Origin of the sequence: Algoriphagus sp. NF (assembly GCF_028823735.1) — a bacterium.
Classification (GTDB): Bacteria; Bacteroidota; Bacteroidia; order Cytophagales; family Cyclobacteriaceae; genus Algoriphagus; species Algoriphagus marincola.
On sequence record NZ_JAPEIB010000011.1, the window covers coordinates 13,912 to 40,093 of the forward strand.

A 26,182-nucleotide genomic window follows, 5' to 3' on the forward strand; every position below is an offset into this window, starting at 1 on the left:
TTTTTATAAATCTTGCTCTCGCTCTAGCATCAAAATAGCTCCTTGCGAAACGATATAGTATTTCTCTCCCTCGTACATCACCTCATGTGCTCCTGAGAGTAGAAAGATGGCTAAATCACCTTCTTTTGCTTGAAGCGGTACGTATTTCACCTTTTCTTCACTGTCCATCCAAGGCTCGTGATCGTCCACAGGCATCGGAATCGGATATCCGGGACCAGCTTTGATGATGTACCCTTGCTGAACCTTTTCTTTCTCGTGCACTCCTGGAGGAAGGTAGAGTCCGGAAGAGGTTTTTTCATTGGGCTTTTTGAGGCGGATCAGAACCCGGTCTCCAACCACTATTATTTTTTTCAATTTATTGTCGGCTGTCAGTTGCATAGAAGATCGGTATTTGAATCAAAAAAAGAGGCACCTGTACTGTATACAGATGCCATCTTTTATTGGTTTAGCTTTGATTATTTTTTGTCTTCGCTTACTTCTTCGTAATCTACGTCAGAAACTCCATCTCCACTTTCGGCAGAGGCTCCAGCACCTGCGTCAGCTCCTGGCTGTGCACCGGCACCTTGAGTTGCGTTATAGATTTCCTGAGAAGCTGCTTCCCAAGCTTTGTTTAGAGCTTCCATTCCAGAGTCGATCGCTCCCAAATCCTGAGCTTGATGAGCTGCTTTCAACTGATCCAAAGCTCCGGAGATAGCTGTTTTGTTACCTTCGGAAAGCTTGTCTCCGTATTCTTTCAATTGCTTTTCTGTCTGGAACACTAAGCTGTCTGCTTGATTTAGCTTTTCGATTTTCTCTTTCTCAGCTTTATCTGTTGCAGCATTTGCTTCTGCTTCTTTCTTCATTCGGTCGATGTCTTCCTGAGAAAGTCCAGAAGATGCCTCGATCTTGATTTTTTGCTCTTTGCCTGTTCCTTTGTCCTTGGCAGATACATTCAGGATACCGTTGGCATCGATATCAAAGGTCACTTCGATCTGAGGTACTCCACGAGGCGCTGGTGGAATATCAGCAAGCTGGAATCTACCGATTGTACGGTTGTCCTTTGCTAGCGGTCTTTCACCTTGTAGCACGTGTATATCTACTGCAGGCTGATTATCAGCAGCTGTCGAGAATACTTCAGATTTTTTGGTAGGGATAGTCGTATTAGCTTCGATAAGTTTGGTCATTACGCCACCCATGGTCTCAATACCCAAGGAAAGTGGCGTCACGTCTAAGAGAAGAACGTCCTTCACTTCACCTGTCAAGACACCACCTTGGATAGCTGCTCCGATAGCTACTACTTCGTCAGGGTTTACACCTTTAGATGGCTTCTTTCCGAAGAATTTTTCTACTTCTTCCTGGATTTTAGGGATTCGCGTAGAACCACCCACTAGGATTACTTCATCGATATCAGAAGCACTCAATCCAGCATCCTGAAGCGCCTTCTTACAAGGTTCCATACTTCTTCTTACCAAATCTTCGGACAGCTGTTCAAACTTTGCTCTAGAAAGATTGCGTACCAAGTGTTTTGGACCAGTCTGAGTTGCAGTGATGTAAGGCAAGTTGATCTCAGTGGAAGAAGAGCTCGAAAGTTCGATTTTAGCTTTCTCTGCAGCCTCTTTCAGTCTTTGAAGAGCCATTGGATCTTGTCTCAAGTCAATTTGCTCCTCTGCTTTGAATTCGTCAGCTAGCCAGTTGATGATCACTTGATCAAAGTCATCACCGCCCAAGTGTACATCACCGTTGGTAGACTTCACTTCAAATACTCCATCGCCTAGCTCAAGGATAGAAATATCAAATGTACCACCACCAAGGTCATACACAGCGATTTTCATATCCTGATTTTTCTTGTCCATCCCGTATGCCAATGCTGCTGCAGTTGGCTCGTTGATGATACGCTTCACTTCCAATCCGGCAATTTGTCCGGCTTCTTTTGTTGCTTGACGTTCGGAATCGTTAAAGTAAGCCGGTACAGTAATTACCGCCTCAGTCACTTCTTGACCCAAGAAATCTTCCGCAGTGCTCTTCATTTTTTGAAGGATCATCGCAGAAAGTTCCTGTGGAGTATAAGAACGGTCACCGATTTTGATGGCTACCGTGTCATTGGAGCCTTGCTCTACTTTATAGGAGGCATGCTTTTTTTCTTCAGAAACTTCAGAAAACTTTTTACCCATGAATCGCTTCACAGATGAAATCGTATTGGCAGGGTTGGTAATAGCCTGACGCTTGGCAGGATCACCTACTTTTCGTTCTCCATTTCCATTGTCAAGAAAAGCCACAATTGATGGTGTGGTTCTTCTTCCTTCACTGTTTTGGATGACTACAGGTTCATTTCCCTCCATCACGGCTACGCAGGAGTTGGTGGTACCCAAGTCAATGCCTATAATTTTTCCCATGATTATAAATTTTATTTAGTTGCTTTTTTGATTTAATTCCATTGAATCAATGCGTATGCCATCCCGGGTTTTTGAGATTTTTGTGTCACAATGTCAGATTTTATGTGGGTGGATTCCTGACTTTTCCTGCATATTGGCACAGTGGCTGATTTTTCCTGACAGATTTTTTCTTTCTTCGATGCAACTTTGATGATCTAGACTGCATCTATTGGTCATGAGAGGTTTTTTTGATAATAAAAATAATCAGGATCGGCTTCGGTGGTTTTTGATTGTCTTCGTACTGTTGGGTTTTAGCTTGGTTTACAGGACTGGTCTTGTCTTGTTTCTCTTCCAGTGGTTTTATTGAAGTTTCTCCAAACTTCCCGCTATCTTTCAGGGTAGGAATAAATAGCTAGAATTCTATGGTAGTGCAAGATATTTTCATCTATCCGATCAAGTCCTTGGGTGGTATCCGCTTGGATCAAGCTGAGGTTGAAGAAAAGGGGTTTAAATATGACCGGAGGTGGATGCTGATCGATTCAGAAGGGCTTTTTGTATCGCAAAGAACCTATCCTAAGCTTGCTCTACTTGGAGTGGAACTCACCCCTGAGGGACTTTTGGTCTATCAAAAGAAGCGTCAACATGACTCCATTCTTATTCCCTATGCTTTGGCGCCGGGGGAAGAAGTTTCTGTAGTAGTCTGGGATGATACGATGAAAGCTAAGTTACTTGCCGAGCAATATGATCAATGGTTTTCGGAATTTTTAGATAAAGAAGTTAGGCTGGTAATCATGCCTGAATCTACCAGAAGAGCAGTGAGTCCCAAATATGCTGTCAATGCAGAAGCGGTCAGTTTTGCGGATGGAATGCCTTATTTATTAATCGGTCAAGAGTCATTGGAAGACTTGAATCGACGATTGGAGCAACCCGTACCCATGGATAGATTTCGGCCAAATATTGTTTTTTCCGGAGGAGAGGCTTTCCAGGAAGATTCTCTTCAAAAAATCCAAATCGGGGATGTGGCTTTCCAAATAGTCAAGCCTTGCGCGCGCTGTGTGATGACGACCGTAAACCAAAATACAGCTGAAACTAGCAAGGAGCCATTAAAAACTTTGGCAAGCTACCGAACTGTAGGTAATAAGGTGCTTTTTGGACAAAATATGGTAGCGCTAGGCGAGGGAGTAGTCCGTATAGGGGACAAAATCGAAATTTTAAATTAAGAGTCGACCAGAATTGATCGACTCTTTTTTTGGTTTTACTTAATGATTCCTAGAAAGAAAATCCAGTTGTCAACTTAAAGAAGGAGTCATTCCCTTCGACCAGGTCTGTTCCGAATGAAAAGCGCGCAAAGGGACCGCCTTTGGGATCAGCGAATTGCACATATGGACCTAACCATTGATAGACATCCGTGGAGGTAGCGACATTGGATCCGCCCGAATTGATCAAATGCTCATAGTGAGCACCGATGGAGAAGAAGTCACTGGCCTTGAACCCAAAGTTCACCCAATAGTGAATGTAGGCTAGTGTGGTACCATCAGCGAAGGTCTCATCTCGAAGTGGCGCGTAGTAGCCAAAATAAAGTTGTCCTTCAGTTTTTGCTTTGTTGAGATTGACTGTCAAATTAGGGACAATTCCATCACCGAATACTGCCGGGCCAGCTGTTCCTGAACTCAACAAGTTCCCGCCTAAAATACCAATCTGTGGATTGATATCCAGGCCTTCAGTGGCTGTGAAGTTGGCTCCTACACCGAATTCAGTCCAATTGCCCCAGCCCCCGCCGGTACCACCAGACCAAAGAATGCCGTAGAACGTAAAGCTGGCTTTGTCCGAAAAGCCGTAGGATCCTGCAAATGTAGGATAGAACCCGAAGAATTGATCAGAGTTCAAGGTCGCACTAAAGTTGAATTCCTTTTCTTCCTGAGCAGCGGCTTCATTCCAATAGGTCAGCAACGAGTATCCTGCCAGAATAAGACAGAATACTTTCAGTTTCATTTTAAACTGATTTTTCATGATTTGATAGGTTTAGATAATATAATAGGTTTGAATTTTACCCTCATTTTAATTTTAGATTATCAAAATGAGAAATATTGGTTCAAAAATATACCAAAAAATAAAAAATCAATCTTTTTGTTAATATTTTTTCAAATAGACTGAGAGTTCATTGGGGAAAGCGTAATAATTCTACCTTTAAATTGGGAATAAGAGAAAAAGTAAGTAGACAATATCCGAGATGGAAAAAAGCATAGAAGTTCACGCTCTGATTAAAAAATCACAGTTTGATATTAAATATGTGAAAGAAATTTATTGGAAATCCTTGACGCTTTGGATGAAGACCTTGACCATTTCAGGATCTATATCCGGATAGACGCCATGCCCCAAATTGGCGATGTGTCTGCTTCCTTTGAATTGCTCCATCATATTTTGGGTGGCCTTACGTACCTGCTCGGGATTTCCGTAAAGTGCTGCTGGATCAAGATTTCCCTGAAGCGTTTTGTCTGCACCGATCATTTTTCTGGATTCAGCTATGCCCATATTCCAGTCCAAGCCGATTGTATCACAGTTCAACTTGCCCATGGCTTCCCGAGCGAAAAATGCGCCTTTTGCAAAGACGGTTTTGGGAACTTTTTGTATCGCGTCACAGATTTGGGCGATGTATTGGAGAGAAAATTCATCGTATTGCTCTGGTCCCAAGATTCCCGCCCAGCTATCAAAAATCTGGATAAGGTCAGCACCCGCTTTGATTTGAGCTTTCAAGTAATTGATGGTGCTGTCCGTGATCATCTGAAGTAGTTGATGGGAAAGCTTCGGCTCTCGGTACAGCATGGCCCGAGCCTTAGAGAAAGTTTTGCTTCCACTGCCTTCCACCATGTAGGCAAAAATGGTCCATGGTGCTCCAGCAAATCCGATGAGTGGAACCCGTCCATTCAATTCTTTTTTGGTGATTTCGATCGCCTTGATCACGTAACTGAGGTCATTGGCACCATCTGCTACCCGAAGATTTTTTAAGTCTGCTGCAGAGCTTACGGTATTTGGGAACCAAGGGCCTCTTTTTTCTACCATCTCGTATGGCAAACCCATGGCCTCGGGAATCACCAAAATGTCTGAAAAAATAATCGCTGCATCCACCCCCAGTAGATCCACTGGCTGAATAGTAACCTCCGCCGCCAACTCAGGTGTCTGAGCCAATTCTATAAAACCCGAAACGGATTCTCGGACTGCTCGATACTCAGGTAGGATTCTTCCTGCCTGTCGCATAAGCCATACGGGTGTTCGTTCTACTTTTTCGCCTTTGGCTGCCCGGAGCAGCAGATCATTTTGAAATTGCATAGGGCAAAGATAGGAAGCAAATGCGTTTTGCCTTTAAAATTTTGGACATAAAAAAAACAGGATTAGAGCATGGCTTCAATCCTGTTTGTGGTAGGAGTTGGTTTAGTATTTCTTATTGTTTGACTTTTGGGGAGAGCTTCACAAAATCATCTTCCTCAATACCTAGCATCTTCATTACAGCCTCGTAATCGGTATAATCAATTCTTGACTGAAGGTCTGATGGGATGACTACCACTCGAAATAGTAGATTGTCAGTATAGTAAGGGTCCAGACTAGAGAAATCAATAGGGGAATTGTCTAGGAAAATACTGAAATCATTAACGGTGTAGTCAAAGTTGTAAACAAGGATGCCTTGTTCTAGATAGAAGGTTTGAGGCAACAATCTCCATGCAAAGACATTTTCATCAAGTGGGGAAGCCTCCAGCATGTAAACGAGTAAAGCGTCACCGTCAACCAAAGGCTGTGTAAAATCAAAGACTTCGCCGTAGTTATTTGCTTCATTGAAAGTGATTTCCACTTCAAAAGTTTCTCCCACGATATTTACACCATCGAGGCCATCGAGGCCATCTAGTCCGGGAGGTCCTGGAGGGCCCATGGGACCTTCACAGGCTTGGAACGCAAAAATGCTTGCGATGCCAAAGATTGCTAGTAGTCTTTTCATTTTTAGTGTGGTTTTCGTACTGTTATCAAATCTCGTAGCAGCTTAGATTATTGTAATGAAACAGACGTGATCCGTGATTTGATAAAATTTTATTTGGTTTAGTTCTTAGATTTTGTCACGAAAATTTTGAAAATAGGTTTTGTTAATAAATGTAAATACCTATTTATTCTTAATCGGGGCAATTACATGTACCTCATTTTCAGAGACTATCTTATCGATAAAAAATTCTGATAGTTCAAGATTTGCTGAGTCGGCAAAAGCCCAAAGTTTTTCTTTGACTTTTTCTGGACCTGGCATTACCCATTTATTGGCTTTGATTTTGGCGAGTAAATAGCTCTTTTCAGAGAATACTCGTTCTTGGATATCATCTCCTGAAAGCAGCTGATTCAGTCCCACAAAAACTCGCATCGTGTCCAATTTGCCTGCAGGTTCTACTTCATAGATTGTATGGAGAAAACTTCCCGGTCTTAAGGATTTTTCTGCCTCAATTTTTCCGAAAACGTTTTGGAGTTCTGGGTTCTGCGGAGTGCCTACATAATAAATCCCCGAGAGCGGTTCTGGAGATCGATTTACAAGGCTGACCTCGATAGGTGTGTTTCCTCCCAAAGATGTGAATGCAATATATCCTCCTACGATGAGGAGAAATATCACCACAGCCAAGATCGCTATTCTCTTTTGCATAATTTAGAATAAATAACGGACCCCGATCCCGCCTTGGAATTTGATGTGGCCGACACGGTCCAGTAGCTCTACAAAAAGTCCCACCTCACCAAAAACCGAAATTGGTAACTCATCCAAGTAATATTCAGCTCCTCCAAATACTTCAGGACCAAAATCTATGTTGCTTCTGTCCTCTGAGAATATGTTGCCGTTTCCATCACCTACATTGTAGGTATAATTGACTTGAGTGGTACGTATCTGAACTCCCGCTCCTCCATATCCTAGCAAATAGCCTTGGGTAATGTCAAAGGCATCGGTGATATCTTCGTGATAGGCTACCCGACCATGGATAGAGGCGCCTTTACGGGTAGAATGACCGATGTAGAATGAATTGGAGTTCGGTGGATTGTTTTCAAAATCCCGCTGATAGTAGCTCGGGCCATTCACACCGCCACTTCCAAGCATGACTTCCCAAGACCAATAGTCGTCAAAGAAATCTTTGTAGGTCAGTGAAAAAGGTTCGCCCAGTCTGATACCGGCTCCCCTTTCTTGGGCTAGAGAGGCAAATGGGAGCATAAAAAGAAGCAATAGTAATTTGTTTCTCACGATGAATGAATAGTTGGTTTTGATGATTTAAGCAAATTCCAGGCTAGATTGCCATGCTTTTAAGTTGCATTTGATGCAATTGGGTGTAGTATCCTCCTTTTTCCAGAAGTTCGTCATGCCTACCCTGCTCCATGATCTCTCCTTTGTGCAAAACAATAATTTGATCAGCTTTTTGGATGGTAGAAAGTCGGTGAGCGATTACGATGGAGGTTCGGCCTTTCATCATTTTTTCGATAGATTCCTGGATCAACTCTTCAGTTTCAGTATCAACGGAGCTGGTCGCCTCATCCAGGATTATGATCTCCGGATTGTACACCATGGCTCTTACGAAGGAAATTAATTGGCGCTGACCAACAGAGAGGGTTGCTCCACGTTCCATCACATTGTAGTCTAATCCTCCGGGAAGTCTTTCAATGAATTTTCGGGCTCCCACCATTTCTGCTGCTTCCATGACTTGCTCACGCGTGATTTTTGGATTGCCAAGGGTGATATTGTAGTAAATGGTATTGGAAAAAAGGAAAACATCTTGTAGTACTACCCCAATGTGCTTGCGAAGGGTGCCCAATTCAAAATCCCGGATATCAGTCCCATCGATAGTAATGGCTCCCTTATTGATTTCATAGAAGCGTGAAAGCAAATTGATGACGGAAGACTTTCCAGCGCCAGTGGCACCAACCAAAGCAACAGTTTGTCCGCTTTTTACCTCAAAATTGATGTTTTTCAAAACGTAGTCCTCATCCACATAGGCAAACCAAAGGTCCTGAAATTGGATATTTCCCTTGACTTTTTCTGGCTTGAAATCACCTTCATTGGCAATATACTCGTCACTGTCCAACAGCTTAAATATCCTAGATGAACTGACCACTCCCATTTGCAGGGTGTTGAATCGATCTGCAATCATCCGAATGGGGCGGAAGAAAAGCTGAAGATACATGATGAAAGAGATCAATACTCCTACTTGTAATTCCATCCCTAAAACTCCAACTGCTCCGTACCAAACTACCAGGCCGATGCCGATTGCTTGGATGATCTCTGCTACAGGGAAATAAATAGAATAATATAATACCGATCGAATATGTGCCGTTCGATGCTCTCGATTGATTTCTTTGAATTTGTCAAATTCCCGTTCCTCTCGATTGAAAATTTGCACAATATTCATCCCGGTAATGTGCTCCTGAAGGAAGGAATTGAGGTTAGATACTGCGTTTCGGACATCGTTGAAGGTGACTTTGATTTTCTCTTTGAAGATGTAAGTCGAAATAATCATCAGCGGTAAAGTACACAAACTGACCAAGGTGAGCTTCCAGTCGATGTAAAACATCACACCCAAAATGGTCACAAGCTGTAGTAAGTCACCGATAATCGCTGCAAGGCCTTCGCTGAAAACATCTGCCAATGTTTCGATATCGGAGACGTTTCGGGTAACCAGCCTTCCAATGGGTGTATTGTCAAAAAACTTCAACTTGAGTTTCAGTAAGTGATTGAAGAGTTTGACTCGTAGGTCTCTGATAATGACCTGACCGATCCAGCCTGAATAAAAAGTATGGGCCCATTGCACGATCGCCTGCAAAATCATCAGGCCTACTAGGATATAGATCATCCGGACCAGCCCAGCACTGTCCCCAATGGCCACATAATCATCAATCGCTACCTGGATGAAATAGGGGCGAGTCGGAGCCAACAAAGCCAAGGAAATGGTCAAAAACACCAGCAGGTAAAACTGAAACTTGTAGGGCTGTACATAGCGGTACAATTGCTTCAGGACTTTGGTGTCTAAAATTTCTCCGGAAGAAGTTTTTTCTTTTTCTAAGCTCAAGATTTCTTAATCTAAATAAATGCTCTCGGGATAAATGACTTTGCACAAAAACAAACCTTTTGCGGGTGCAGCTTTACCTGCTTGTGCTCTGTCCTTGGAAGCTATGATTTTTGGCATATCCTCTGGAAGTCGCTTTCCGAGACCAATATCCACCAAAGTTCCGACAATTGCCCGTACCATCCCACGCAAAAATCGATTAGCGGTTATATGGAATAACAATTCCCCGTCTTTTTGTTCCCAATAGGCCTTCTTTATTTGACAACGGAAGTGATTGACTTCCGTATGAACCTTACTAAAAGCCTCGAAGTCTTGCTCCCCCAAAAGAAAATTAGCCCCTAGATTCATTTTTTCTAAATCTGGATTGGTAAAAAGAGTCCAGGCTAACTCATCCTGAAAAGGACTTTTTTGAAATATAATTCGGTAGAAATAGGAACGTTCGATTGCATCAAAGCGGGCATTGGCATCTTTTTCTACCTCTCGAATCCGTTTAATGGCTATTTCTTTTGGTAAGATTCCATTCAGCGCTTTCAGCAATCTTTCAGGCTCAAACGCCATATCGCAGTCAAAATGACAGACTTGATGACTTGCATGTACTCCCGTGTCCGTTCTCCCGCTACCCATGATGGTGGTGGGTTTTTGAAAGAAAGTGGAAAGTGCCGATTCAATTGATTCCTGGACGGAAAAGGCATTTTTCTGTATCTGCCAGCCATGAAAGGGTTTGCCATGGTAGCTTAATTCCAGAAAATAACGCTTTTTTTGACTCATATCCCGCAAAGATACAATTCCGTAAGGATTCCTGATATCAGATTTATTCAATCCTTGTGAAAGCGGGGAATTGGCCTTTTCTTTGCCAAAAAATTGATAAAATGATCCAACGCGTTCAAACCATATTTCTTTTCCTAGTAGTCATCTGTATGGGCATTACCATCGGCTCCACCCTTTGGGTGCAAACAGAGACGGGTTCAGGTACCAATGATTCCTGGCAATTGTCAGCATTTATGCTTAGCAATCTAGACTCCTCAGGTGAGGTAATTCAGGAGTCATCCAAGTGGTATATTGCGACTTTGGCTGCTTTTGCAGGTCTGATGGCCTTAATTTCTATTTTTCAGTATAAAAATCGCACTCGGCAGATGCTTTTTAATATGATCAATAGCCTAGTGATGGTTGGCTTGGTTGTAGCAGTATTTCTGACGACTAATGGAATTAATTCTGCCATCAATGCTACTTCATCCGGCACTTATCAGTTGGGTTTTTGGGTAGTCTTGGCAGCGATGGTCTTCAATATGCTGGCTAATCGTTTTATCCGTAAGGATGAAGCTTTGGTCAGGTCGGTTGATCGAATTAGATAAAAAAATAAAAGAGCCAGAAACGGCTCTTTTTGTTTTTTAAGGTTCTAGAATCTGATTCTGAATCCCACTACTGGATAAAAGGTGGTTAGATTTTTTGTGCCAACTATTCCGGCCTGTACACTCATATGTCTACTTAAGGTCTGCTTATAAGTAGCTCTCATCGTAGTCCCTTCAAAAAGCTGACTGTTGGAGTTATTGAGTAAATATCCAACCTGTATGGTTTGATGTTGGTTGGCGTATAGGCTTCCCGGTTTCCAATGGTATTCGGCGTTGACAAACCAGTTGCTGTTGACCGAAAATCCAGACTCTGATTCCGGGAAATAAACTGTATTGGTGATAGAACCGCCTATTTGAAATCCGGGCAGGCTTAATGCTGCCTGAAATCCGATCTCGGGCGTAAATTTTCCCGCTGTAAAATCCAAACCTACTGGAAAGCCTAATTCAATTGAAGTGAGCCATTTCGAGTATTTTTTTTCAACATCCTTTTTTACTCGATTTAAGCTAGTTGGTGAAAAATTTTGGCATAGTCTATAAACATGGGTTTCAAAAGCAGGAAATTGGGTGGCCTGCTCCAGCAAAGGTCGAAACTCTTCCTCTAGCATTTCGGGCGTAAATTCTTCTCGATTAAAAAGGAAGAGAAGCTTTCCTTCATTAGGGAAATCAAAAGCCATGGTATCGGTGATTGGAAAGCTTCTGTCCGCCCATGCTTGATGGTTTTTTGGGAGTTTGTTTTGCAGTTCTTGGGCAAAGCCGATAGAGCCAGAAAGGCATAGGAATAACGCGATAAGTAGGAGTCGTTTCATTTTGATAGTTCGTTTAGTCTAGTTTACTTTTTCCGGGTAAGTCTGATTCGGGCTTGATAATCCCGTTTCTCAGTTTTGGAGGATTCTAGCAATAGTGGATCTTGAGCTCCAAAATTTGTTTTTACCTGGAACTTGATTTTATCAAGACCCCAGGAAATGGCGACCGAATGGTAAGTTTCGTCCTTGGTTTCAGCGATGGGGATATATTTTTCCCTTGCTTCCAAATCCATTCCTTTTACAGTCAGTTCATCCCTAATTAAAATGGGCGGTCTAGAAGAAATTTTGGGGATAAATTCTCTTCTCCTCGATGATTGGGTAATTATTTCAGGGACTGATTCTTTTTCATTTGAATCAGAAAGGATTTGATTCTGATCTATTGGTTTTGTCTGTTGAGCAGTGTCGGTTTCTGGCACTTGTCTTTCAGGAATTGTTTCAGCAATTGGCTGTGGAGGTTCAAACTGAACAGTTTCTTGCCTGACTAGGAAGAAAGCCAAAAGGAATAGTGCGGCAAGCGAGGCTGCAATCATGAATGTTCTCCAAGGGAAAAGTCTCTTTTGTCCGTCCAGCTTTTCTTCAATCTTATCCCAAGCCATGTCAGAGGGAGCATAGGAGGGAAGTTCGTCTAGATTTTTACTCAACTGAGAATCAAAATCTTTCTTTTGCATGATTCTTTCCCAGCTGTTGTCCTTTGGTTCGTGTTCTGGTAGATTTTTCATGCCCGGAGTAAGGTTTGAATTCGAGTTTTCAGCAGCTTCTTTGCATAGTTCAATTGAGATTTGGAAGTGCTATCTGAGATTCCAAGAAGGTTTGCTGCTTCCTTGTGAGAGTAACCTTCCACCGCTGTCAACATAAATACTGCCCGAGCTCCCGGAGGTAATGCTCTGATCGCTTGATCTAAAAGTTCCCCATCAAACCAAGAATCGAATTGATTGTCTACAGGATCATGATGCTGGTCCAGCTGATCAAATTCGAACTGCCTTTTTCCAGCCTTGATGGACTTTCTTGCTGCGATCGTTTTCATCCAAGAAATCAAAGCTTCCGGATGCTTCAAGTTTCGTATTTGTTGGAAGACTTCGATGTAAGTGTCCTGAAGTACATCATGCGCTAGTTCCTCATCATTCAGCATTCGAAAAGCGAGCGAATAAACCATCCTTTTTGTGAGCTCAAAGAGCTGAAATTGAGCTTTTCTCTCTTGAGAAATCACCCGCTCAATCAATTCAGAATCTAGTTGGATTTGGTTCATTTTTGCTTTTTCTAACTTAAAGAGTCAGCTCGGAGCGGAAAGGTTGGAAAGGCTCTAAGAAAAAATATTAAATACTGTGTGTCTTTTCTCCTGTTTTCATTCCAAATGGTTTTCTTAAATTTCCAGAAATACCTAGATATGAAATTCGAAACTCGCGCCATCCATAAAGGTAACCATGTGACTGATAATTCTGGCTCCGTGGTACAGCCAATAACCCTAAGTACAACCTTTGAGCACGGAAATGAAGCAGGTTTACTTTACACGAGAGCAGGGAATCCGAACCGACTATCTCTCGAAGAATTGATTGCCTCCCTAGAGCAGGGTGCTGATGCGGTGGCTTTCTCCTCAGGAAATGCTGCCGGAACTGCCGTGTTTCAGGCACTCGAGCCTGGCTCACATATCATCGCACCGGATGATATGTATCATGGGCTACATAATTCCATGACCAAGCTTTTCAAGGGAATTCACACAGTCAGTTTTGTAGATATGAGCGATCTCGAAGCTATCAAGGCTGCACTGCAACCAAATACTAGACTTATTTGGGTGGAAACTCCTTCTAACCCCTTATTGAAGATCAGTGATATCCGAAAAATTGCAGAAATCGCTCATGAGCATCAAGCGATTTTGGCTTGTGATAATACTTTTGCGACTCCTGTTTTCCAAAATCCACTCTTGCTTGGAGCAGATATCGTCATGCATAGTAGTACCAAGTATTTTGGAGGGCATAGTGATATCCTTGGAGGAGCTTTGGTGACCAAAGAGCAAAATGATTTTTGGACAAAAATCAGAACCATTCAACGAGTAGGAGGGGCTGTGCCTTCTGCCAGTGACTGCTATTGGTTGGCTCGGAGCATTCGATCCTTGGCCTACCGGATGAAAGGACATGCCGAGCATGCAATGGTATTGGCGGATTACTTTCTGGTAAATCCGAAAGTGGAAAAAGTTTTCTATCCAGGCCTAAAAAGTCACCCCGGACATGAGATAGCCGCTTCTCAAATGAGCGGTTTTGGAGGGGTAGTTTCCTTTCAGGTCAAAGGAGGTGCTGAGGCTGCGGATAAATTGATTTCCGAGTTAAAACTCTTTGCAAACGCAACAAGCTTAGGTGGAATAGAGAGTCTTATCGAACGAAGAGCAGCGGTGGAGGGACCTGATACACTCACACCTCCGAATCTGATTCGGGTTTCAGTTGGCTTGGAGCATACGGACGATCTATTGGAGGATTTAGATCAGGCTTTTTCTAAAATTAATTGAATCGACTTAATCTAATTCATAGAGTTTTTTAATTATAAAATAATTATTTCAAGAATTTTATTAACTTTTAATTGATTTTGGACAATGTTCTACTGATATGCCAGCACAACCTTTGGAGTTGATTTTGGGTCGACAATTCATTGATACGATTTCCTTACCTGCTTTTCTTGTTGATACGGAAGGGAATTTATTGTTTTACAATGAATCGGCCGAGACTGTTTTTGGGTTGAAATTTGGTGAGACAGGAGGAATGCGGGTAGAAGAATGGGCTACCATTTTTACTCCATACAATGAAAAAGGAGAACTCATCTCCCCTGAAGGTCTTCCGCTTGTGCAAACACTTCAAACCAAAAAACCTACTTCTGGTAGCTTCTTTATTAAGAATATGCAGGGGAGAGATGAACATATTCAAGTCACCGCATTTCCCATTATCGCAAGACCTGACCGCTTTCTAGGAGCAATGGCAATCTTTTGGACCCTTGATGAATGATGAAAGTCAAAATCTGGGGTTGTCGTGGTTCCCTTCCTGCGCCAGGCCCAGAGAATAATTTTTACGGAGGGAATACATCCTGTGTGCAGGTTTCGGATGGAGAGACTTGTTTGGTTTTAGATGCGGGATCAGGTATTCAGCGATTAGGGAGGTTTTTAGATCAAGATGTTCGGCAGATTCATATTTTTCTTTCCCATTTACATATTGATCATACTATGGGGCTAGGTTTCTTTCTGCCTTTGTACAATCCAAACGTCGAGGTGCATTTATGGGGGCCAAGTACCTCTGATACTCCACTTCTCCAAAGACTTCGAAAATACTTTTCACCGCCGCTTTTCCCAGTGAGATTGGGAGATTTACCCAATCATCCCATTATTCACGAGCTTTCTGACGACCAAATCCAAATTGGGAGTTTTACTATTCATTCAGAATTTGTCTGTCATCCAGGGCCTACTTTAGGTTTTAGAATTAGTCATGGGGATACTGTCTTGGCTTACATTCCTGACCATGAGGTACGCTTGGGGTCAAACGATTTTCCAAATGATCCAGAATGGACCAGTGGGTATGAAATCGCCAAAAAAGCAGACTTGTTGCTTCATGACGGTGCCTACACCATAGCTGAGTATGAGGAGAAAGCTGGTTGGGGGCATAGTGCTGTTCAGGATACCATTGAGTTTGCAAGCATGTGTAAAGTGAAGCATTTGGGGATTTTTCATCATGAACCCAACAATACAGACTCCCGGTTGGATGAGATTCTCGCTGAAAGGCTAGCTGGGAAGGAACTCGATTTTTCGGTGGAGATGTGTCGTGAGGGTGCTGAGTATATTTTTGGTACTTGAGCTTTTGTACCTTATTGATGGAGCTTTAAGTTGGTTTTTACTCTTGATTTCTTCTTTTTGCAAGAGAAACCTATTACTACAAGAATATGAAATCGAGCATGTCGTACCCGTCACACAGAGAGATGACTATAATTGCGAGATTCTCCCGAATCAAGTTCGGGACAAGCTATGTGACAATTAAAAAGGAAATTACAAACACATGAAAAAGGTATTGATTACGACCGGCGGTGGAGACTGTCCGGGACTGAATGCAGTGATCCGAGGAATTACCAAAAGAGCAGCAAAGACTGGTGAATGGCAGGTTTGGGGAAGTTTTGAGGCTTTCAACGGGCTGATGGAAGATCCTCCGAGGTTGATGCAGCTAAATGAATCCAATACCGCTGGAATCCATGTACAAGGTGGCACCCTAATCGGCACTACCAACAAAGGGAATCCTATGCGATTTCCAGTCAAAAAAGCAGACGGAACGATTGAAATTGAGAATCGCTTGCCTTTATTAATTCAGAAAATCAAAAATCAAGGGTTTGATGCTGTAATTAATATTGGAGGAGATGGTTCACAGGAAATTTCCCAAGCGCTATTTGAGCAAGGTATACCAGTAGTAGGCGTGCCAAAGACGATTGATAATGATCTGTCTTCCACTGATTTTACTTTTGGTTTTCAGACAGCTGTACAGGTAGCCTCGGATTCTTTGGATCGGTTGGTGACTACGGCTGCAAGTCATCATCGGGTGATGATTATGGAAGTGATGGGTCGAAACGCTGGTTGGATTTCCCTCTATACTGCACTTTCCGGAGGAGCTGAGATTTGCCTCATACCGGAGATTCCGTACGACTTAGAAAAGGTAATTGATCGAATCAAGTCCCGCTATGATGATGGGCGTGGATTTGTCAATATTGTCATCGCAGAAGGCGCGTATGCCAAAGATGGGACGATTACCTCCTCGAAAGGAGAGGAAGGACGGCAGGCAGTAAAATTAGGTGGAGTTGCTTTTACACTCAGTCAGCAACTCAAAGATGCGGGCTTGGAAGCAGATATCCGTGAGACGATTCTTGGGCATATCCAGCGTGGAGGTACTCCAGTCGCTTTTGACAGAGTGATAGCCTCTGTTTTTGGAGTGAAAGCGATGGAATTGGTTTTGGATAGAAAATTCGGTCAATTGGTCGTGCTTCGAAATAATGACTTTTCCTCAGCTCCGATCAAGGAAGCGATTAGTACCTACAATGTGGTAGATCCATCCGGTACTTTGGTTCAGGCAGCCAAAGGAATGGGGATGTGTTTTGGGGATTAGAATATTCTGATTCCTTTTGCCATTAGCCCAGCAAAAAGTGGGATTAATGCCAGCAGAATTAGCTCTGCTCTCAAAGACCAATGAACCAAGGATGGGATTTTTACGATTTCAGTGGCATCTCCTTTTCCTTGCTTGATGAAAAAAACTGTCGGGTAAATTGAAATCAGGCCGATCAATACAAACAGGCCAAGCTTAAGGTGGAATGTTGGATTTTCGCTGTAGAACTCAGTTGGTTTTCCATATCCGCCAAGCCAAAGCGTCAGGCCTACACCTAGCAGAATCAGAGCAGAAATGCCATAGACTGCATCAATTTGGCCTAGTAGACGAATCTCTTTTTTCTCTAAAGAACTCTTCAAAAGAAAAAACTCAGCAATCAAAGTTCCTGAAAGGGTGATGACGGAGATGAAGTGGAGGTAGCGGAGCAGGATTTCCATCAGAGTTAGTTCGGTGTAATTTAATTCTCTGGATACCAATTTCTCAATCTTACATCTACTCCAGGGGCAGTCGAATTGACAAGAGATCTAAACTTCTCAACATCTGCCAGACCTCCTGTACCCCGATAATGGTAAGGATAAACGACTTTGGGCTTAAAGTCCGATACGGCACTAGCAGCCTGATCCACATCCATGGTGTAAGGAAGGTTCATGCATACAAAGGCAACATCGATCCCTTCCAAAGCTCTCATTTCGGGAATATCCTCTGTATCTCCTGAGAAATAGAATTTTTTGCCATCTAGCTCTACAATATAGCCATTGCCTCGTCCTTTTGGATGGCGGCTATCGGCTGTCTCTGGTAGATTGTACATGGGAATAGCTTCCACATTATGTCCCAAAATGCTTTTCATCTCTCCATTCCCGATCACTACGATACTTTTATATTTCTCAGCAGGAAGTTGCGCCGCGACTGCCTGCGGGGCAACTATAGTAGCTTGAGAAAGATCTAGACCATCCAGGGTTTCCTGATTGAGGTGATCACCATGGATATCTGTGATCAATACCAGATCGGCGGGACCAAAAGACTCAAATCGCTCCGCTCCACCGTAAGGATCAACGAAGATGGTCAGATCATTATATTCTAGAGCCAACGAACCATGCAAAATTGGATTGATTTTTACTTGGGATCGATCAGTTTTGACGATGTCTTGACCTTGTGCATAAAATGAAAAAACTATTAAAAACAGTGCGAGAGCTTTCTTTATCATTTCAATTTTGGATTTAATGTAAGATTTGATTCGTATCATGAGAAAACAACCTTTCCAGCGACTCAAGGTTTAATGATTTTTTCAAATGGACATGAAGTTCACTTTGGTTAATTTAGAAAAAAAAGAGTCAGATATTCAGTAGAATCAAATTTTAAGAGAGAATATTCTTTTCTGAAAGAACTTTTTGTAGATTTATTTTGGGAGGATTAGTATTGTTTGGCCAGGATCTTCTCATATATCTCAATTTTCTTGTTTAAATATTCAATTAATTATCAAATCGTGATGAAATCAATTTTTAAAAAATGGTGGGTAATCCTAATTCAGGGGCTACTTTTTGTGATCCTAGGGATTTATGTGATGCGCCATCCAACTGATATGTTGGCAGGTCTTTCCTTTTGGTTGGGGATTTTGACATTAGTAGCAGGAATTACAGGGCTCTTGGGCTACTTTTTTGCACCAAAAGAAGAAAGAGAAAATCAGTCCCTTTTTTGGAGTGTGTTGACAGCTATTCTGGGTGTACTGATGTTGGCAAACATAGTGGCCACCATGAAACTAATCACCATCTTCTTTGGGCTATGGCTGTTTTCTACCGGAGCATTTCTGGCTATTCAAGGTTGGAGCTTGAGAGAAGCAATCAGTTTTGGATGGGTTATTTTTGGATTGGGATTGATAGCAGTAGTTGGAGGAGTTATGATGGTTTTTGATATCGGTAAAGGAGCTGTTGGAGTCAGTGTGTTCCTAGGGCTTCAGGCGGTATTAGCTGGTATTGGTTTTATTATCCTTGCATTTTTGAAGCGTTTTCTAAAAAAACGACTAGAAAACAGTCGTTTTATGAGCTAGGATAATTTGGGACCTTATTATTCATCAGACAAAATAATCCTTCCTCCCTTCATCACGAATTTCACTCTTGTCAATTCATAGATATCATCAAGAGGGTTATTCTTTGTCGCGATAATATCAGCAAACTTCCCGGATTCAATCGTACCGACCTCATGGTCTTTGCCCATTAATTCGGCATTAACACGGGTGCCCGCTTGAATTGCTTTCATGGGTGACATACCCAACTTGACCAATTCCCCAAATTCGTTGGCTGCAAAATTGGGAGGGAATCCTACATTGTCTGAGCCAATTCCAATTTTCACTCCCCGTTCAATCGCTTTTTTATACATACGATTGGTAGGTTCCTGATACTTTTTATGAAGAGCGACACTTTTGGCTTGGGCAGGATCACCATCCCAATTGCTCACGGCATACTCTCCGATATAAATCGTGGGAATCAGGTAAGTTCCCTGCTCAAGAAATAGGTCAATACTTTCATCGGATAGAAATGTACCATGCTCAATAGACCGAACTCCCATCCGGATAGCCATATTGATCCCTTCGGTAGAATGGGCATGAGCCATGACAGGAACTCCACGTCTTTCGGCTTCCTGAATGACTGTTTGAAGTTCTTCTTTACTGAAATGTACGTTTTGTGGATTGTCGCCTGCAGACATAAATGCTCCTGTCACCAGTACTTTGATCCAATCGCTGCCGTTTTTTAGTTCTTGGCGAACAGCTTTCCGAACTTCGTCCACTCCATCCACGACTAGCCCGTCTGCGATGAGTTTTTGCTCGGGAGAAAAATTATTGATATCTCCACCACCACCTGTAATGGATAGGTAGTGTCCTGCACCGTAAATCCGGGGACCTTCAAACAACCCTTGATTGATAGCATCCCGAATTTCCAAATGCGCATATTGCACATCCGCATCTCCGGCTATACGCAAGGTGGTCCAACCTTCTTTAAGCCAGGTTTGAACTGTTTTGAGTCCACGAAGTGCATTAAATGCTGAAGAGCCTTTTAGGAAATTGGTTTGATAGGCGCTGCCGTAAATCAAAGGATGTACATGAGCATCAATGAGTCCGGGTAAAACCGTGTATTCCGAAAGGTCAATTAAAGTGTATTCCTCGCTGAGTAGACTTTGATCTCCGACCGCTACGATTCGCTCTCCCTCGATCAAAATAACTTGCTTGTCCAAAACCTGATCATTGCTTGCTGTAATCAGTTTGCCACAGAGAATTGCCGTTTTTTCTTGGGCTAGGGAAAGATGGGAAGTTATAGCTACTAGAATTAGAAGGAAAATTGTCTTTTTCATTTATAAATAATTCGGTTTTTTCTTCCAGGTAACCTGCCTCAAACCATGCTTGGCTTAATCCCAGCTTCTGGTAGAAAATCTTGATTTCATGCTCAATATTACCAATAGATTTAATATCACAAGCAAAGCCGTAATTTGAGAAGGGATTTAGAAACTTAACACTTTGAAAGTTTTGGAAACCCGAAAAGGAAATCTATTTCTTTTTTTGAATTAAAAAATCTGGAAAATGACCATTTTGTTACTAATAATGAGTGCTTCACTAATCCTGGCAGATTGGTTTTTTGTCATTTTTCATTCGGCACTTATCCTTTTTAATCTTTTTGGTTGGGTATGGAGAAATACCAGAAAAGCCCACCTCATTACGATTAGCCTCACGCTACTCTCATGGGGTTTTCTGGGGATTTGGTACGGTTGGGGTTATTGTCCGCTGACTGATTGGCACTGGCAAGTATTGGAAAGGATGGGTAATGAAGGACTTCCCAATTCTTATATCAGCTACCTTTTGGAACGACTTCTAAACTGGCAGCCCAAACAAGAGTGGGTGGATATGGGTACCCTAGCATTTACCCTTTTGGCATTTGGGGTGTCGATTTGGGTAAATTTTTGGAAAAAGAGATTTACACAAAGATTTCTGAATGATAAAAGTTTGTGCAGAATGAATCAGGGTTGTTGTATGACTCTTTTACAAATCAATTCTGATTTCGACTTCTGTAGTGATTGATCATGTCTTTTACATAATCTCTATACCACCTGATTGGACACTCTTTCAGGAAATCTTCGAATAATTGGGTTTTTTCTTCTCCTGAAATATCCTTTTTCAGAATGATCTTACCCATGCGCACGTTCCATTCTAAATTCGTATTGGCTAAAAAGTCAATCATTTCAAGAGGTTTGAGGTCCTTGTCTTCAAATCCCAAACTTTCCACGACAAAGTCAATTTTACCCTTGAATCTTGGATCAAATGCCCATCCGGTATCTTGACATAGCTTTTGGTACTCTTCCAAAAAATCTAAAGTATCGAACCCTTTATCTGGATTTCCTTCAGAAAGTAAATTTTGCTCCAAAAGGGAGAATGCCGCCTTTAATTTCCCAAGTAGTCGATTTGTCCGGATAAGGAGGAGGATGTAGAGGTGTTTTCCTGCGGTTTCCTTTGGGGTATCTAGCGCATTGATTTCTTCTAGGAGGGGTAGAGCCTTTTTATACTCCTCTTGGTCAAAATAGATATTGGCAAGTTGGGTCTTTGTCATGTACTCGACTAGCTCAAGGGGATAGTCTACTTTGACAGAATCAATATAATCCAACGTGAACTGGACTTTGGTTTCCGTATCCGCATTGTCCAGTTCACGATAGAGTTTTAGGATAAATTCCTTCGAGAAAAATTCGTTGGGGTGGGGCATTATAGAGTTTTATTGGCCTTCGAAAAAATCTTCATCAAGTTCTTTAACCATGTAGGTTGATTTTATTTGTACCCCCACTTCATATTCATGCATTAAGGTTACCAGTCTTTCCCCATCAATTAAGATTATATTGTGATGAGCAAACTTTGCTTTGTCGATTGCACCTTTATCAAATTCAGAAGTGGTAACGAAAATTCCTTTTGATGTATCCCCGCTCATGGCTCCAATAAAATTTCGAATGTCTTTCTCTCTGACTTTATTGGAATCGAATCTTTTAGCCTGGATGTAAATTTTATCAAGACCTAATTTGTCTTCGTTGATTATTCCATCAATACCCCCATCACCAGATTTCGGGGTTTCTAAAAAGTCTCCATACCCCATTTTCTTGAAAAGTTTGAGGACAACCTTTTCAAAATAATAAGGATCTATAGCCTTTAACTTTTCTAAAAGCTCTGATTTCACTTGGTTTTCCAATTCTGCAATTCCTCGATCTATTAAATCCTGTGGAGTTGAAGATTTAATTTCTGTTTCTTTTGAAATCCCCTTGGACTTTTCCTCCGAGTAGAAGTCAAAAAGGCCACTTTCTGATTCTAGGTCTTTTAGTTTTAAATCTCCGATTTGATTAAGTCCCTTCTCCGAAATTTGAACGATTCCTCTTTTTGGATAATGTATGTAGCCTCCTTTTTTCAAATAAGACTTTCCCCAAGCTATCCTATTTTCAATTAAAATCTCTCCACTTTTTGTTTTTTCATTTAATAAGTCCGTAGGAAGGCCCGAATAGTATTTTTGGATGACCGATTTGATTAGATCTCTATGGTGAACAGGCTTTCCATCTTTGAGTACATCCAAAATTGGGTTGAATGTTTCGTGAAACTTAGGTATTTCTTTCATTCTTTAAATTTTAAATTCATCATTATTTACCCTGCCCAGCCTTCACGGTCCAAGCTTCGATACTGAATAGCCTCGGCTAGGTGCTCCACTTTGATGTCCTTGCTGTCGGCAATGTCTGCTATGGTTCGGGCAACTTTAAGTATTCGGTCATAGGCTCGGGCGGAGAGCCCTAAGCGCTCCATTGCAGTTTTGAGCAGGGCTTTTCCGGCTTCATTGATTTGACAGACTTCTTTGACCATATGTGAAGGCATCATGGCATTGCAATAGACTTCAGGATTGTTTTGGAAGCGGTCTTTTTGTCTTTCCCTCCCTTGGATTACTCGTTCACGAATGGCTTTGCTTGATTCTGCTTTACGGGTGGAGGTCATCTCGTCAAACTTCACCGGGGTGACTTCCACATGTAGGTCTATTCGATCGAGTAGGGGGCCGCTGACTTTGTTGAGATAGCGCTGCACGATGCCCGGACCGCAGACGCATTCCTTTTCGGGATGGTTGTAGTAGCCACAGGGACAGGGGTTCATACTAGCAATGAGCATGAAATTAGCAGGATAGTCTACGGAAACCTTTGCTCGGGAAATGGTTACTTTTCGCTCTTCGAGGGGTTGTCGCATTACCTCCAATACCGTCCGTTTGAATTCGGGCAATTCATCTAAAAACAGCACTCCATTATGTGCAAGGGAGATCTCTCCGGGTTGGGGATTTCCTCCACCTCCAACCAAAGCAACGTCTGAAATGGTATGGTGGGGACTCCGGAAGGGTCGATTGGCAAGTAGGGATGCATTTTTTCCAAGCTTTCCAGCTACTGAGTGGATTTTTGTAGCTTCTAAGGCTTCCTGAAGTGAAAGTGGAGGAAGAATGGATGGCAGTCGCTTGGCAAGCATGGTTTTGCCCGCTCCAGGAGGGCCGATCATGATCACATTGTGACCACCTGCTGCGGCGATTTCCATCGCTCGCTTGATATTTTCCTGACCTTGCACATCCGCGAAGTCAAACTCTACATCATCCAGAGAATGATAGAAAATCTCCCGGGTATCGGTGACGAGCGGTTCGATCTCCAAATCCCCCATCAAAAAATCAGCGGCTTGCTGGAGAGTTTCCACTCCAATGATGTCTAGATTATTGACGATGGATGCTTCTTTGGCATTTTCCAGAGGAAGAATAAAACCCTTGAATCCGCGCTTTCGTGCTTCGATGGCGATAGGGAGTACTCCTTTGATCGGTCTGAGGTTACCGTCTAGGGACAGCTCACCCATGATGACATAGCGATCTAGCTCAGGAAATTCCACCTGCTCTGAAGCTTGCAAGATTCCCATGGCGATCGGAAGGTCGTAGGCTGAGCCTTCTTTCCGAATATCGGCAGGGGCTAGGTTAATCACTACCTTTTGCCTCGGCATTCGAAATCCGAAGTACTTCAGAGCTGACTCCACCCGTTGTTGAGATTCCTTGACCGCCGAGTCGGGTAGTCCCACCATGTAGAAACTGGTACCTTGTCCGACATTGACTTCTATCGTGATGAGATTGGCATCTACTCCTGATACCGCACTGCCAAAAGTTTTTGCTACCATAATAAAAAAGGAAACCGTTTTTGGTTTCCTTAATATACAGGTTTCAGATCGAAACCGTCAATCTTCGGTGAAATTTTGTCTTGGAGGAATTGACCCTGAATCTCCTTCTGTAGGTTTTTGTGGTGTTTCCTTCTTGGGTTTATCCATTGTCTTAGGGTGCTCAAAATCGTAGATTTTCGCTTTGAGCGAATTCATTTCAGATTCCATTTTCTTGATTCTCCCATTCAGCGATGATTTTACGGCTTTTCCTATCAGCCATGATATTAAGAAAAGGACCAAGCCTGTAAGCATGATCTTGACGACCGAATTGGAAGTAACCTCTGCAATACCCACGAGGCTTCCCATGGTGTCAAATGCAATGAAAAAGATCAAAATGCCTACAAAATAGACAAGGAGAATAATCTGAAGAATCCTGTGAAATTTTTGCATGGGTATAAATATTAAATCATTCGAATATACTAAACGGACTGAATACTGGAAAGCTTTTGGTACAAGCCCTGCTCCTGAATCAAGTCTTGGTGGCTTCCCCTTTGGATGATTCTTCCCTGCTCGATGACCAAAATTTCATCGGCATGCTGAATAGTACTCAGTCGATGTGCAATGACCAAGGTAGTCCGGTTTTTCATTAATTGGGTTAGGGCCTCCTGCACTAGTTTTTCAGATTCAGAATCCAAGGCCGAAGTGGCCTCATCCAAAATTAGAATGGGTGGATTTTTAAGCACAGCTCTAGCAATACTCAGTCTTTGTCGCTGTCCTCCGGAAAGTTTACTGCCCCGCTCACCGATGCTGCTTTGGTAGCCATTCTCCATTTTAAGGATAAATTCATGAGCATTGGCAATCTTAGCCGCCTCGATGACAGCTTCCTCCGTCACTCCTTCCAGTCCAAAGGCTATATTATTGAAGACCGTATCATTGAATAAGATGGATTCCTGGGTCACAATGCCCATTTGTCTTCGAAGAGATTGCAAGTCGAGGTCTTCTAGGTTTATTCCGTCAATTAAAATTTCTCCCTCACTAGGATCGTAGAACCTTGGTACCAAATCGGCTAAAGTGGATTTGCCACCTCCCGAAGGCCCCACTAGCGCGATGGTCTTTCCTTTTTCCAAGTCAAAGTGTATGTCCCTCAGTACTTGCTTATCTCCGTAAGAAAAGCTGACATGTTGAAAAGAAATTCTGTCTTGAAAGCCCTGAAGTTTCTCGGCTTTTGCTTTGGATTGGATTTTTGGCTGTGTGTCCACTACTTCAAATATCCGCTCTGCCGAGGCAATACCCCGCTGTATGCTTGAAACAGCCCGGGAAATTTCCTTTGCCGGATTGAGTACTTGTGTGAAAATGATAATGTAAGTGATAAATTCTGCTGCATCCAGGCTGGATTCACCGCTGAGAACCAAGCTTCCTCCGTAAACCAAGATTCCAGCCACCACCGTCACTCCCAAAAATTGAGAAATGGGAGAAGCTAGTTCGTTTTTACGAGCCATGTTAATATTGACTGCCGCATATTGATCGGTTTCTTCGTCAAATTTTCCAAACATAAAACGCTCCGCATTGAAGGCCTTGATGACCCGCATGCCGCCCAGCGTTTCATCCAAAATATTGACGATTCGTCCCAAACTCTGCTGACTTTCTACGGCCCGTTTTTTTAGTCTTCGGGTGATGCCTCCAATGATTGCCCCTGAGATGGGAATCAATAAAATGGTGAAAATGGTCAATTTGACTGACATGAAAAATAGAACCGCGAAATAGAGGATGATCGTAGCGGGTTCCCGGAAAACCACCCGAAGGGACTGTACAATGGTGTTTTCAACTTCCTGCACGTCGTTGGTCATTTTAGACATCAAGTCACCTTTGCGCTCATCAGAAAAATAACCCAAATGAAGACCGCTGACTCGTTGGAAAATATCAGTACGCATTCCCTTGATGACTTTTGCCCGAACTTTAGCCAAAACTACCCCTGATAGGTAAGTGAAGAGGTTGGCCAAAAAGACCGAAAATACAATCACGATGCAGACGAAGGCTAGGGTTCCTACTTTGCCATAGCTTTCCTGAGCCTGAATAAAATAATGATTAAACAGCCCAGAGAAATAGGAAAGACTTAATTCGAATGAAGGAGCTTCCCGAAACTGATCTAGCTTATCTGCCGAAACTTGATCAAAAATCACATCAAAAAGTGGCTTGAGAAGGGTGAAATTGACTAAGCCAAAAATAATGGACAGTAAGGTGTAAAGAATATAAGCAGGAACGAACTTGCCATAGGGTCTGGCATAGGACAGGATCCTTAGATAGGTCTTCATGAAGTAAACAAG

28 protein-coding genes are annotated in these 26,182 nt (G+C 42.5%); 8 read left to right on the plus strand and 20 right to left on the minus strand.

What is annotated here, in order from left to right:
- Nucleotides 1-3 precede the first annotated feature (3 nt).
- Both OU792_RS06930 and dnaK read right to left on the minus strand, forming a co-directional pair.
- A complete protein-coding gene (locus OU792_RS06930; protein WP_026946862.1) occupies nt 4-378 on the minus strand; it encodes a co-chaperone GroES in 375 nt (124 codons plus the stop codon).
- A gap of 77 nt (nt 379-455) precedes the next feature.
- Nucleotides 456-2,372, minus strand: a complete 1,917-nt coding sequence (dnaK, locus tag OU792_RS06935) for a molecular chaperone DnaK (RefSeq protein ID WP_026946863.1) — start codon at nt 2,370-2,372, stop codon at nt 456-458.
- 401 nt (nt 2,373-2,773) lie between these two features.
- On the opposite strand from dnaK, the gene OU792_RS06940 reads away from it, so the two are divergent.
- Nucleotides 2,774-3,571 (plus strand): MOSC domain-containing protein, encoded by a 798-nt coding sequence (locus OU792_RS06940; protein ID WP_274669817.1) that lies wholly within the window; start codon nt 2,774-2,776, stop codon nt 3,569-3,571.
- A gap of 49 nt (nt 3,572-3,620) precedes the next feature.
- Here the strand turns inward: OU792_RS06940 and OU792_RS06945 are convergent, their stop codons facing one another.
- The 7 genes from OU792_RS06945 to truA all read right to left on the minus strand — a co-directional run bounded on the left by OU792_RS06945 (nt 3,621) and on the right by truA (nt 10,186).
- The gene (locus OU792_RS06945; protein WP_274669818.1) at nt 3,621-4,361 is read right to left on the minus strand and encodes a DUF6733 family protein; all 741 of its coding nucleotides are present in this window, start codon (nt 4,359-4,361) and stop codon (nt 3,621-3,623) included.
- A gap of 291 nt (nt 4,362-4,652) precedes the next feature.
- Nucleotides 4,653-5,678 (minus strand): uroporphyrinogen decarboxylase, encoded by a 1,026-nt coding sequence (gene hemE, locus OU792_RS06950; protein WP_274669819.1) that lies wholly within the window; start codon nt 5,676-5,678, stop codon nt 4,653-4,655.
- A 112-nt stretch (nt 5,679-5,790) separates the two neighbouring features.
- Complete coding sequence (locus OU792_RS06955) at nt 5,791-6,339, minus strand: hypothetical protein (RefSeq protein ID WP_274669820.1); 549 nt, start codon at nt 6,337-6,339, stop codon at nt 5,791-5,793.
- Between the two features lie 159 nt (nt 6,340-6,498).
- Nucleotides 6,499-7,020 carry a hypothetical protein gene (locus OU792_RS06960; protein ID WP_222585033.1) on the minus strand — a complete coding sequence of 174 codons (522 nt, stop codon included), beginning with the start codon at nt 7,018-7,020 and terminating at the stop codon, nt 6,499-6,501.
- 3 nt (nt 7,021-7,023) lie between these two features.
- Nucleotides 7,024-7,605, minus strand: coding sequence for a hypothetical protein (locus OU792_RS06965; protein WP_222585032.1), 582 nt, complete (start codon nt 7,603-7,605; stop codon nt 7,024-7,026).
- A gap of 43 nt (nt 7,606-7,648) precedes the next feature.
- Nucleotides 7,649-9,421, minus strand: a complete 1,773-nt coding sequence (locus tag OU792_RS06970; RefSeq protein ID WP_026946870.1) for an ABC transporter ATP-binding protein — start codon at nt 9,419-9,421, stop codon at nt 7,649-7,651.
- 6 nt (nt 9,422-9,427) lie between these two features.
- Complete coding sequence (truA, locus tag OU792_RS06975) at nt 9,428-10,186, minus strand: tRNA pseudouridine(38-40) synthase TruA (protein ID WP_274669821.1); 759 nt, start codon at nt 10,184-10,186, stop codon at nt 9,428-9,430.
- A gap of 101 nt (nt 10,187-10,287) precedes the next feature.
- Here truA and OU792_RS06980 point away from each other — a divergent pair, with 101 nt between their 5' ends.
- Entirely contained in the window at nt 10,288-10,770 is a 483-nt protein-coding gene (locus OU792_RS06980; RefSeq protein ID WP_274669822.1) for a DUF4293 domain-containing protein, read from the plus strand.
- A 44-nt stretch (nt 10,771-10,814) separates the two neighbouring features.
- On the opposite strand, the gene OU792_RS06985 is transcribed toward OU792_RS06980, so the two are convergent.
- From OU792_RS06985 to OU792_RS06995, 3 genes are read right to left on the minus strand one after another with little or no spacing between them, the layout of a single operon-like run.
- On the minus strand, nt 10,815-11,573 hold the full coding sequence (locus OU792_RS06985) for a hypothetical protein (RefSeq protein WP_274669823.1): 759 nt from the start codon (nt 11,571-11,573) through the stop codon (nt 10,815-10,817).
- A gap of 23 nt (nt 11,574-11,596) precedes the next feature.
- Nucleotides 11,597-12,289, minus strand: coding sequence for a hypothetical protein (locus OU792_RS06990; protein ID WP_274669824.1), 693 nt, complete (start codon nt 12,287-12,289; stop codon nt 11,597-11,599).
- Nucleotides 12,286-12,816, minus strand: coding sequence for an RNA polymerase sigma factor (locus tag OU792_RS06995; RefSeq protein ID WP_274669825.1), 531 nt, complete (start codon nt 12,814-12,816; stop codon nt 12,286-12,288). The genes OU792_RS06990 and OU792_RS06995 overlap by 4 nt, the downstream gene beginning before the upstream one ends.
- 138 nt (nt 12,817-12,954) lie before the next feature.
- On the opposite strand from OU792_RS06995, the gene OU792_RS07000 reads away from it, so the two are divergent.
- From OU792_RS07000 to OU792_RS07015, 4 genes are all read left to right on the plus strand, one after another.
- On the plus strand, nt 12,955-14,067 hold the full coding sequence (locus OU792_RS07000; protein ID WP_274669826.1) for a trans-sulfuration enzyme family protein: 1,113 nt from the start codon (nt 12,955-12,957) through the stop codon (nt 14,065-14,067).
- Between the two features lie 97 nt (nt 14,068-14,164).
- Complete coding sequence (locus OU792_RS07005) at nt 14,165-14,557, plus strand: PAS domain-containing protein (RefSeq protein ID WP_026946877.1); 393 nt, start codon at nt 14,165-14,167, stop codon at nt 14,555-14,557.
- The gene (locus OU792_RS07010; protein WP_134202830.1) at nt 14,554-15,396 is read left to right on the plus strand and encodes an MBL fold metallo-hydrolase; all 843 of its coding nucleotides are present in this window, start codon (nt 14,554-14,556) and stop codon (nt 15,394-15,396) included. The genes OU792_RS07005 and OU792_RS07010 overlap by 4 nt, the downstream gene beginning before the upstream one ends.
- A 199-nt stretch (nt 15,397-15,595) precedes the next feature.
- On the plus strand, nt 15,596-16,687 hold the full coding sequence (locus tag OU792_RS07015; protein WP_274669827.1) for a 6-phosphofructokinase: 1,092 nt from the start codon (nt 15,596-15,598) through the stop codon (nt 16,685-16,687).
- On the opposite strand, the gene OU792_RS07020 is transcribed toward OU792_RS07015, so the two are convergent.
- Both OU792_RS07020 and OU792_RS07025 read right to left on the minus strand, forming a co-directional pair.
- Nucleotides 16,684-17,121: a DUF2214 family protein gene (locus OU792_RS07020; RefSeq protein ID WP_274669828.1), complete on the minus strand. Its 438-nt coding sequence runs from the start codon at nt 17,119-17,121 to the stop codon at nt 16,684-16,686. The genes OU792_RS07015 and OU792_RS07020 overlap by 4 nt on opposite strands.
- A 20-nt stretch (nt 17,122-17,141) precedes the next feature.
- A complete protein-coding gene (locus OU792_RS07025; RefSeq protein ID WP_274669829.1) occupies nt 17,142-17,888 on the minus strand; it encodes an MBL fold metallo-hydrolase in 747 nt (248 codons plus the stop codon).
- Nucleotides 17,889-18,170: 282 nt separating this feature from the next.
- On the opposite strand from OU792_RS07025, the gene OU792_RS07030 reads away from it, so the two are divergent.
- Entirely contained in the window at nt 18,171-18,728 is a 558-nt protein-coding gene (locus tag OU792_RS07030) for an HdeD family acid-resistance protein (protein WP_274669830.1), read from the plus strand.
- Between the two features lie 17 nt (nt 18,729-18,745).
- Here the strand turns inward: OU792_RS07030 and OU792_RS07035 are convergent, their stop codons facing one another.
- Nucleotides 18,746-20,026 (minus strand): metal-dependent hydrolase family protein, encoded by a 1,281-nt coding sequence (locus OU792_RS07035; protein WP_274669831.1) that lies wholly within the window; start codon nt 20,024-20,026, stop codon nt 18,746-18,748.
- 247 nt (nt 20,027-20,273) lie between these two features.
- Between OU792_RS07035 and OU792_RS07040 the strand changes: the two genes are divergently transcribed.
- Nucleotides 20,274-20,747: a DUF2784 domain-containing protein gene (locus tag OU792_RS07040; RefSeq protein WP_274669832.1), complete on the plus strand. Its 474-nt coding sequence runs from the start codon at nt 20,274-20,276 to the stop codon at nt 20,745-20,747.
- On the opposite strand, the gene OU792_RS07045 is transcribed toward OU792_RS07040, so the two are convergent.
- The 5 genes from OU792_RS07045 to OU792_RS07065 are packed head-to-tail and all read right to left on the minus strand — an operon-like array spanning nt 20,716 to nt 26,170.
- Nucleotides 20,716-21,423, minus strand: coding sequence for a tetratricopeptide repeat protein (locus OU792_RS07045; RefSeq protein WP_274669833.1), 708 nt, complete (start codon nt 21,421-21,423; stop codon nt 20,716-20,718). The genes OU792_RS07040 and OU792_RS07045 overlap by 32 nt on opposite strands.
- 9 nt (nt 21,424-21,432) lie before the next feature.
- On the minus strand, nt 21,433-22,314 hold the full coding sequence (locus OU792_RS07050) for a restriction endonuclease (RefSeq protein ID WP_274669834.1): 882 nt from the start codon (nt 22,312-22,314) through the stop codon (nt 21,433-21,435).
- Nucleotides 22,315-22,340: 26 nt separating this feature from the next.
- The gene (locus OU792_RS07055; RefSeq protein WP_026946894.1) at nt 22,341-23,879 is read right to left on the minus strand and encodes a YifB family Mg chelatase-like AAA ATPase; all 1,539 of its coding nucleotides are present in this window, start codon (nt 23,877-23,879) and stop codon (nt 22,341-22,343) included.
- Between the two features lie 57 nt (nt 23,880-23,936).
- The gene (locus OU792_RS07060) at nt 23,937-24,308 is read right to left on the minus strand and encodes a hypothetical protein (RefSeq protein ID WP_274669835.1); all 372 of its coding nucleotides are present in this window, start codon (nt 24,306-24,308) and stop codon (nt 23,937-23,939) included.
- Nucleotides 24,309-24,337: 29 nt separating this feature from the next.
- Nucleotides 24,338-26,170, minus strand: a complete 1,833-nt coding sequence (locus OU792_RS07065; protein ID WP_274669836.1) for an ABC transporter ATP-binding protein — start codon at nt 26,168-26,170, stop codon at nt 24,338-24,340.
- Between the last annotated feature and the right edge of the window lie 12 nt (nt 26,171-26,182).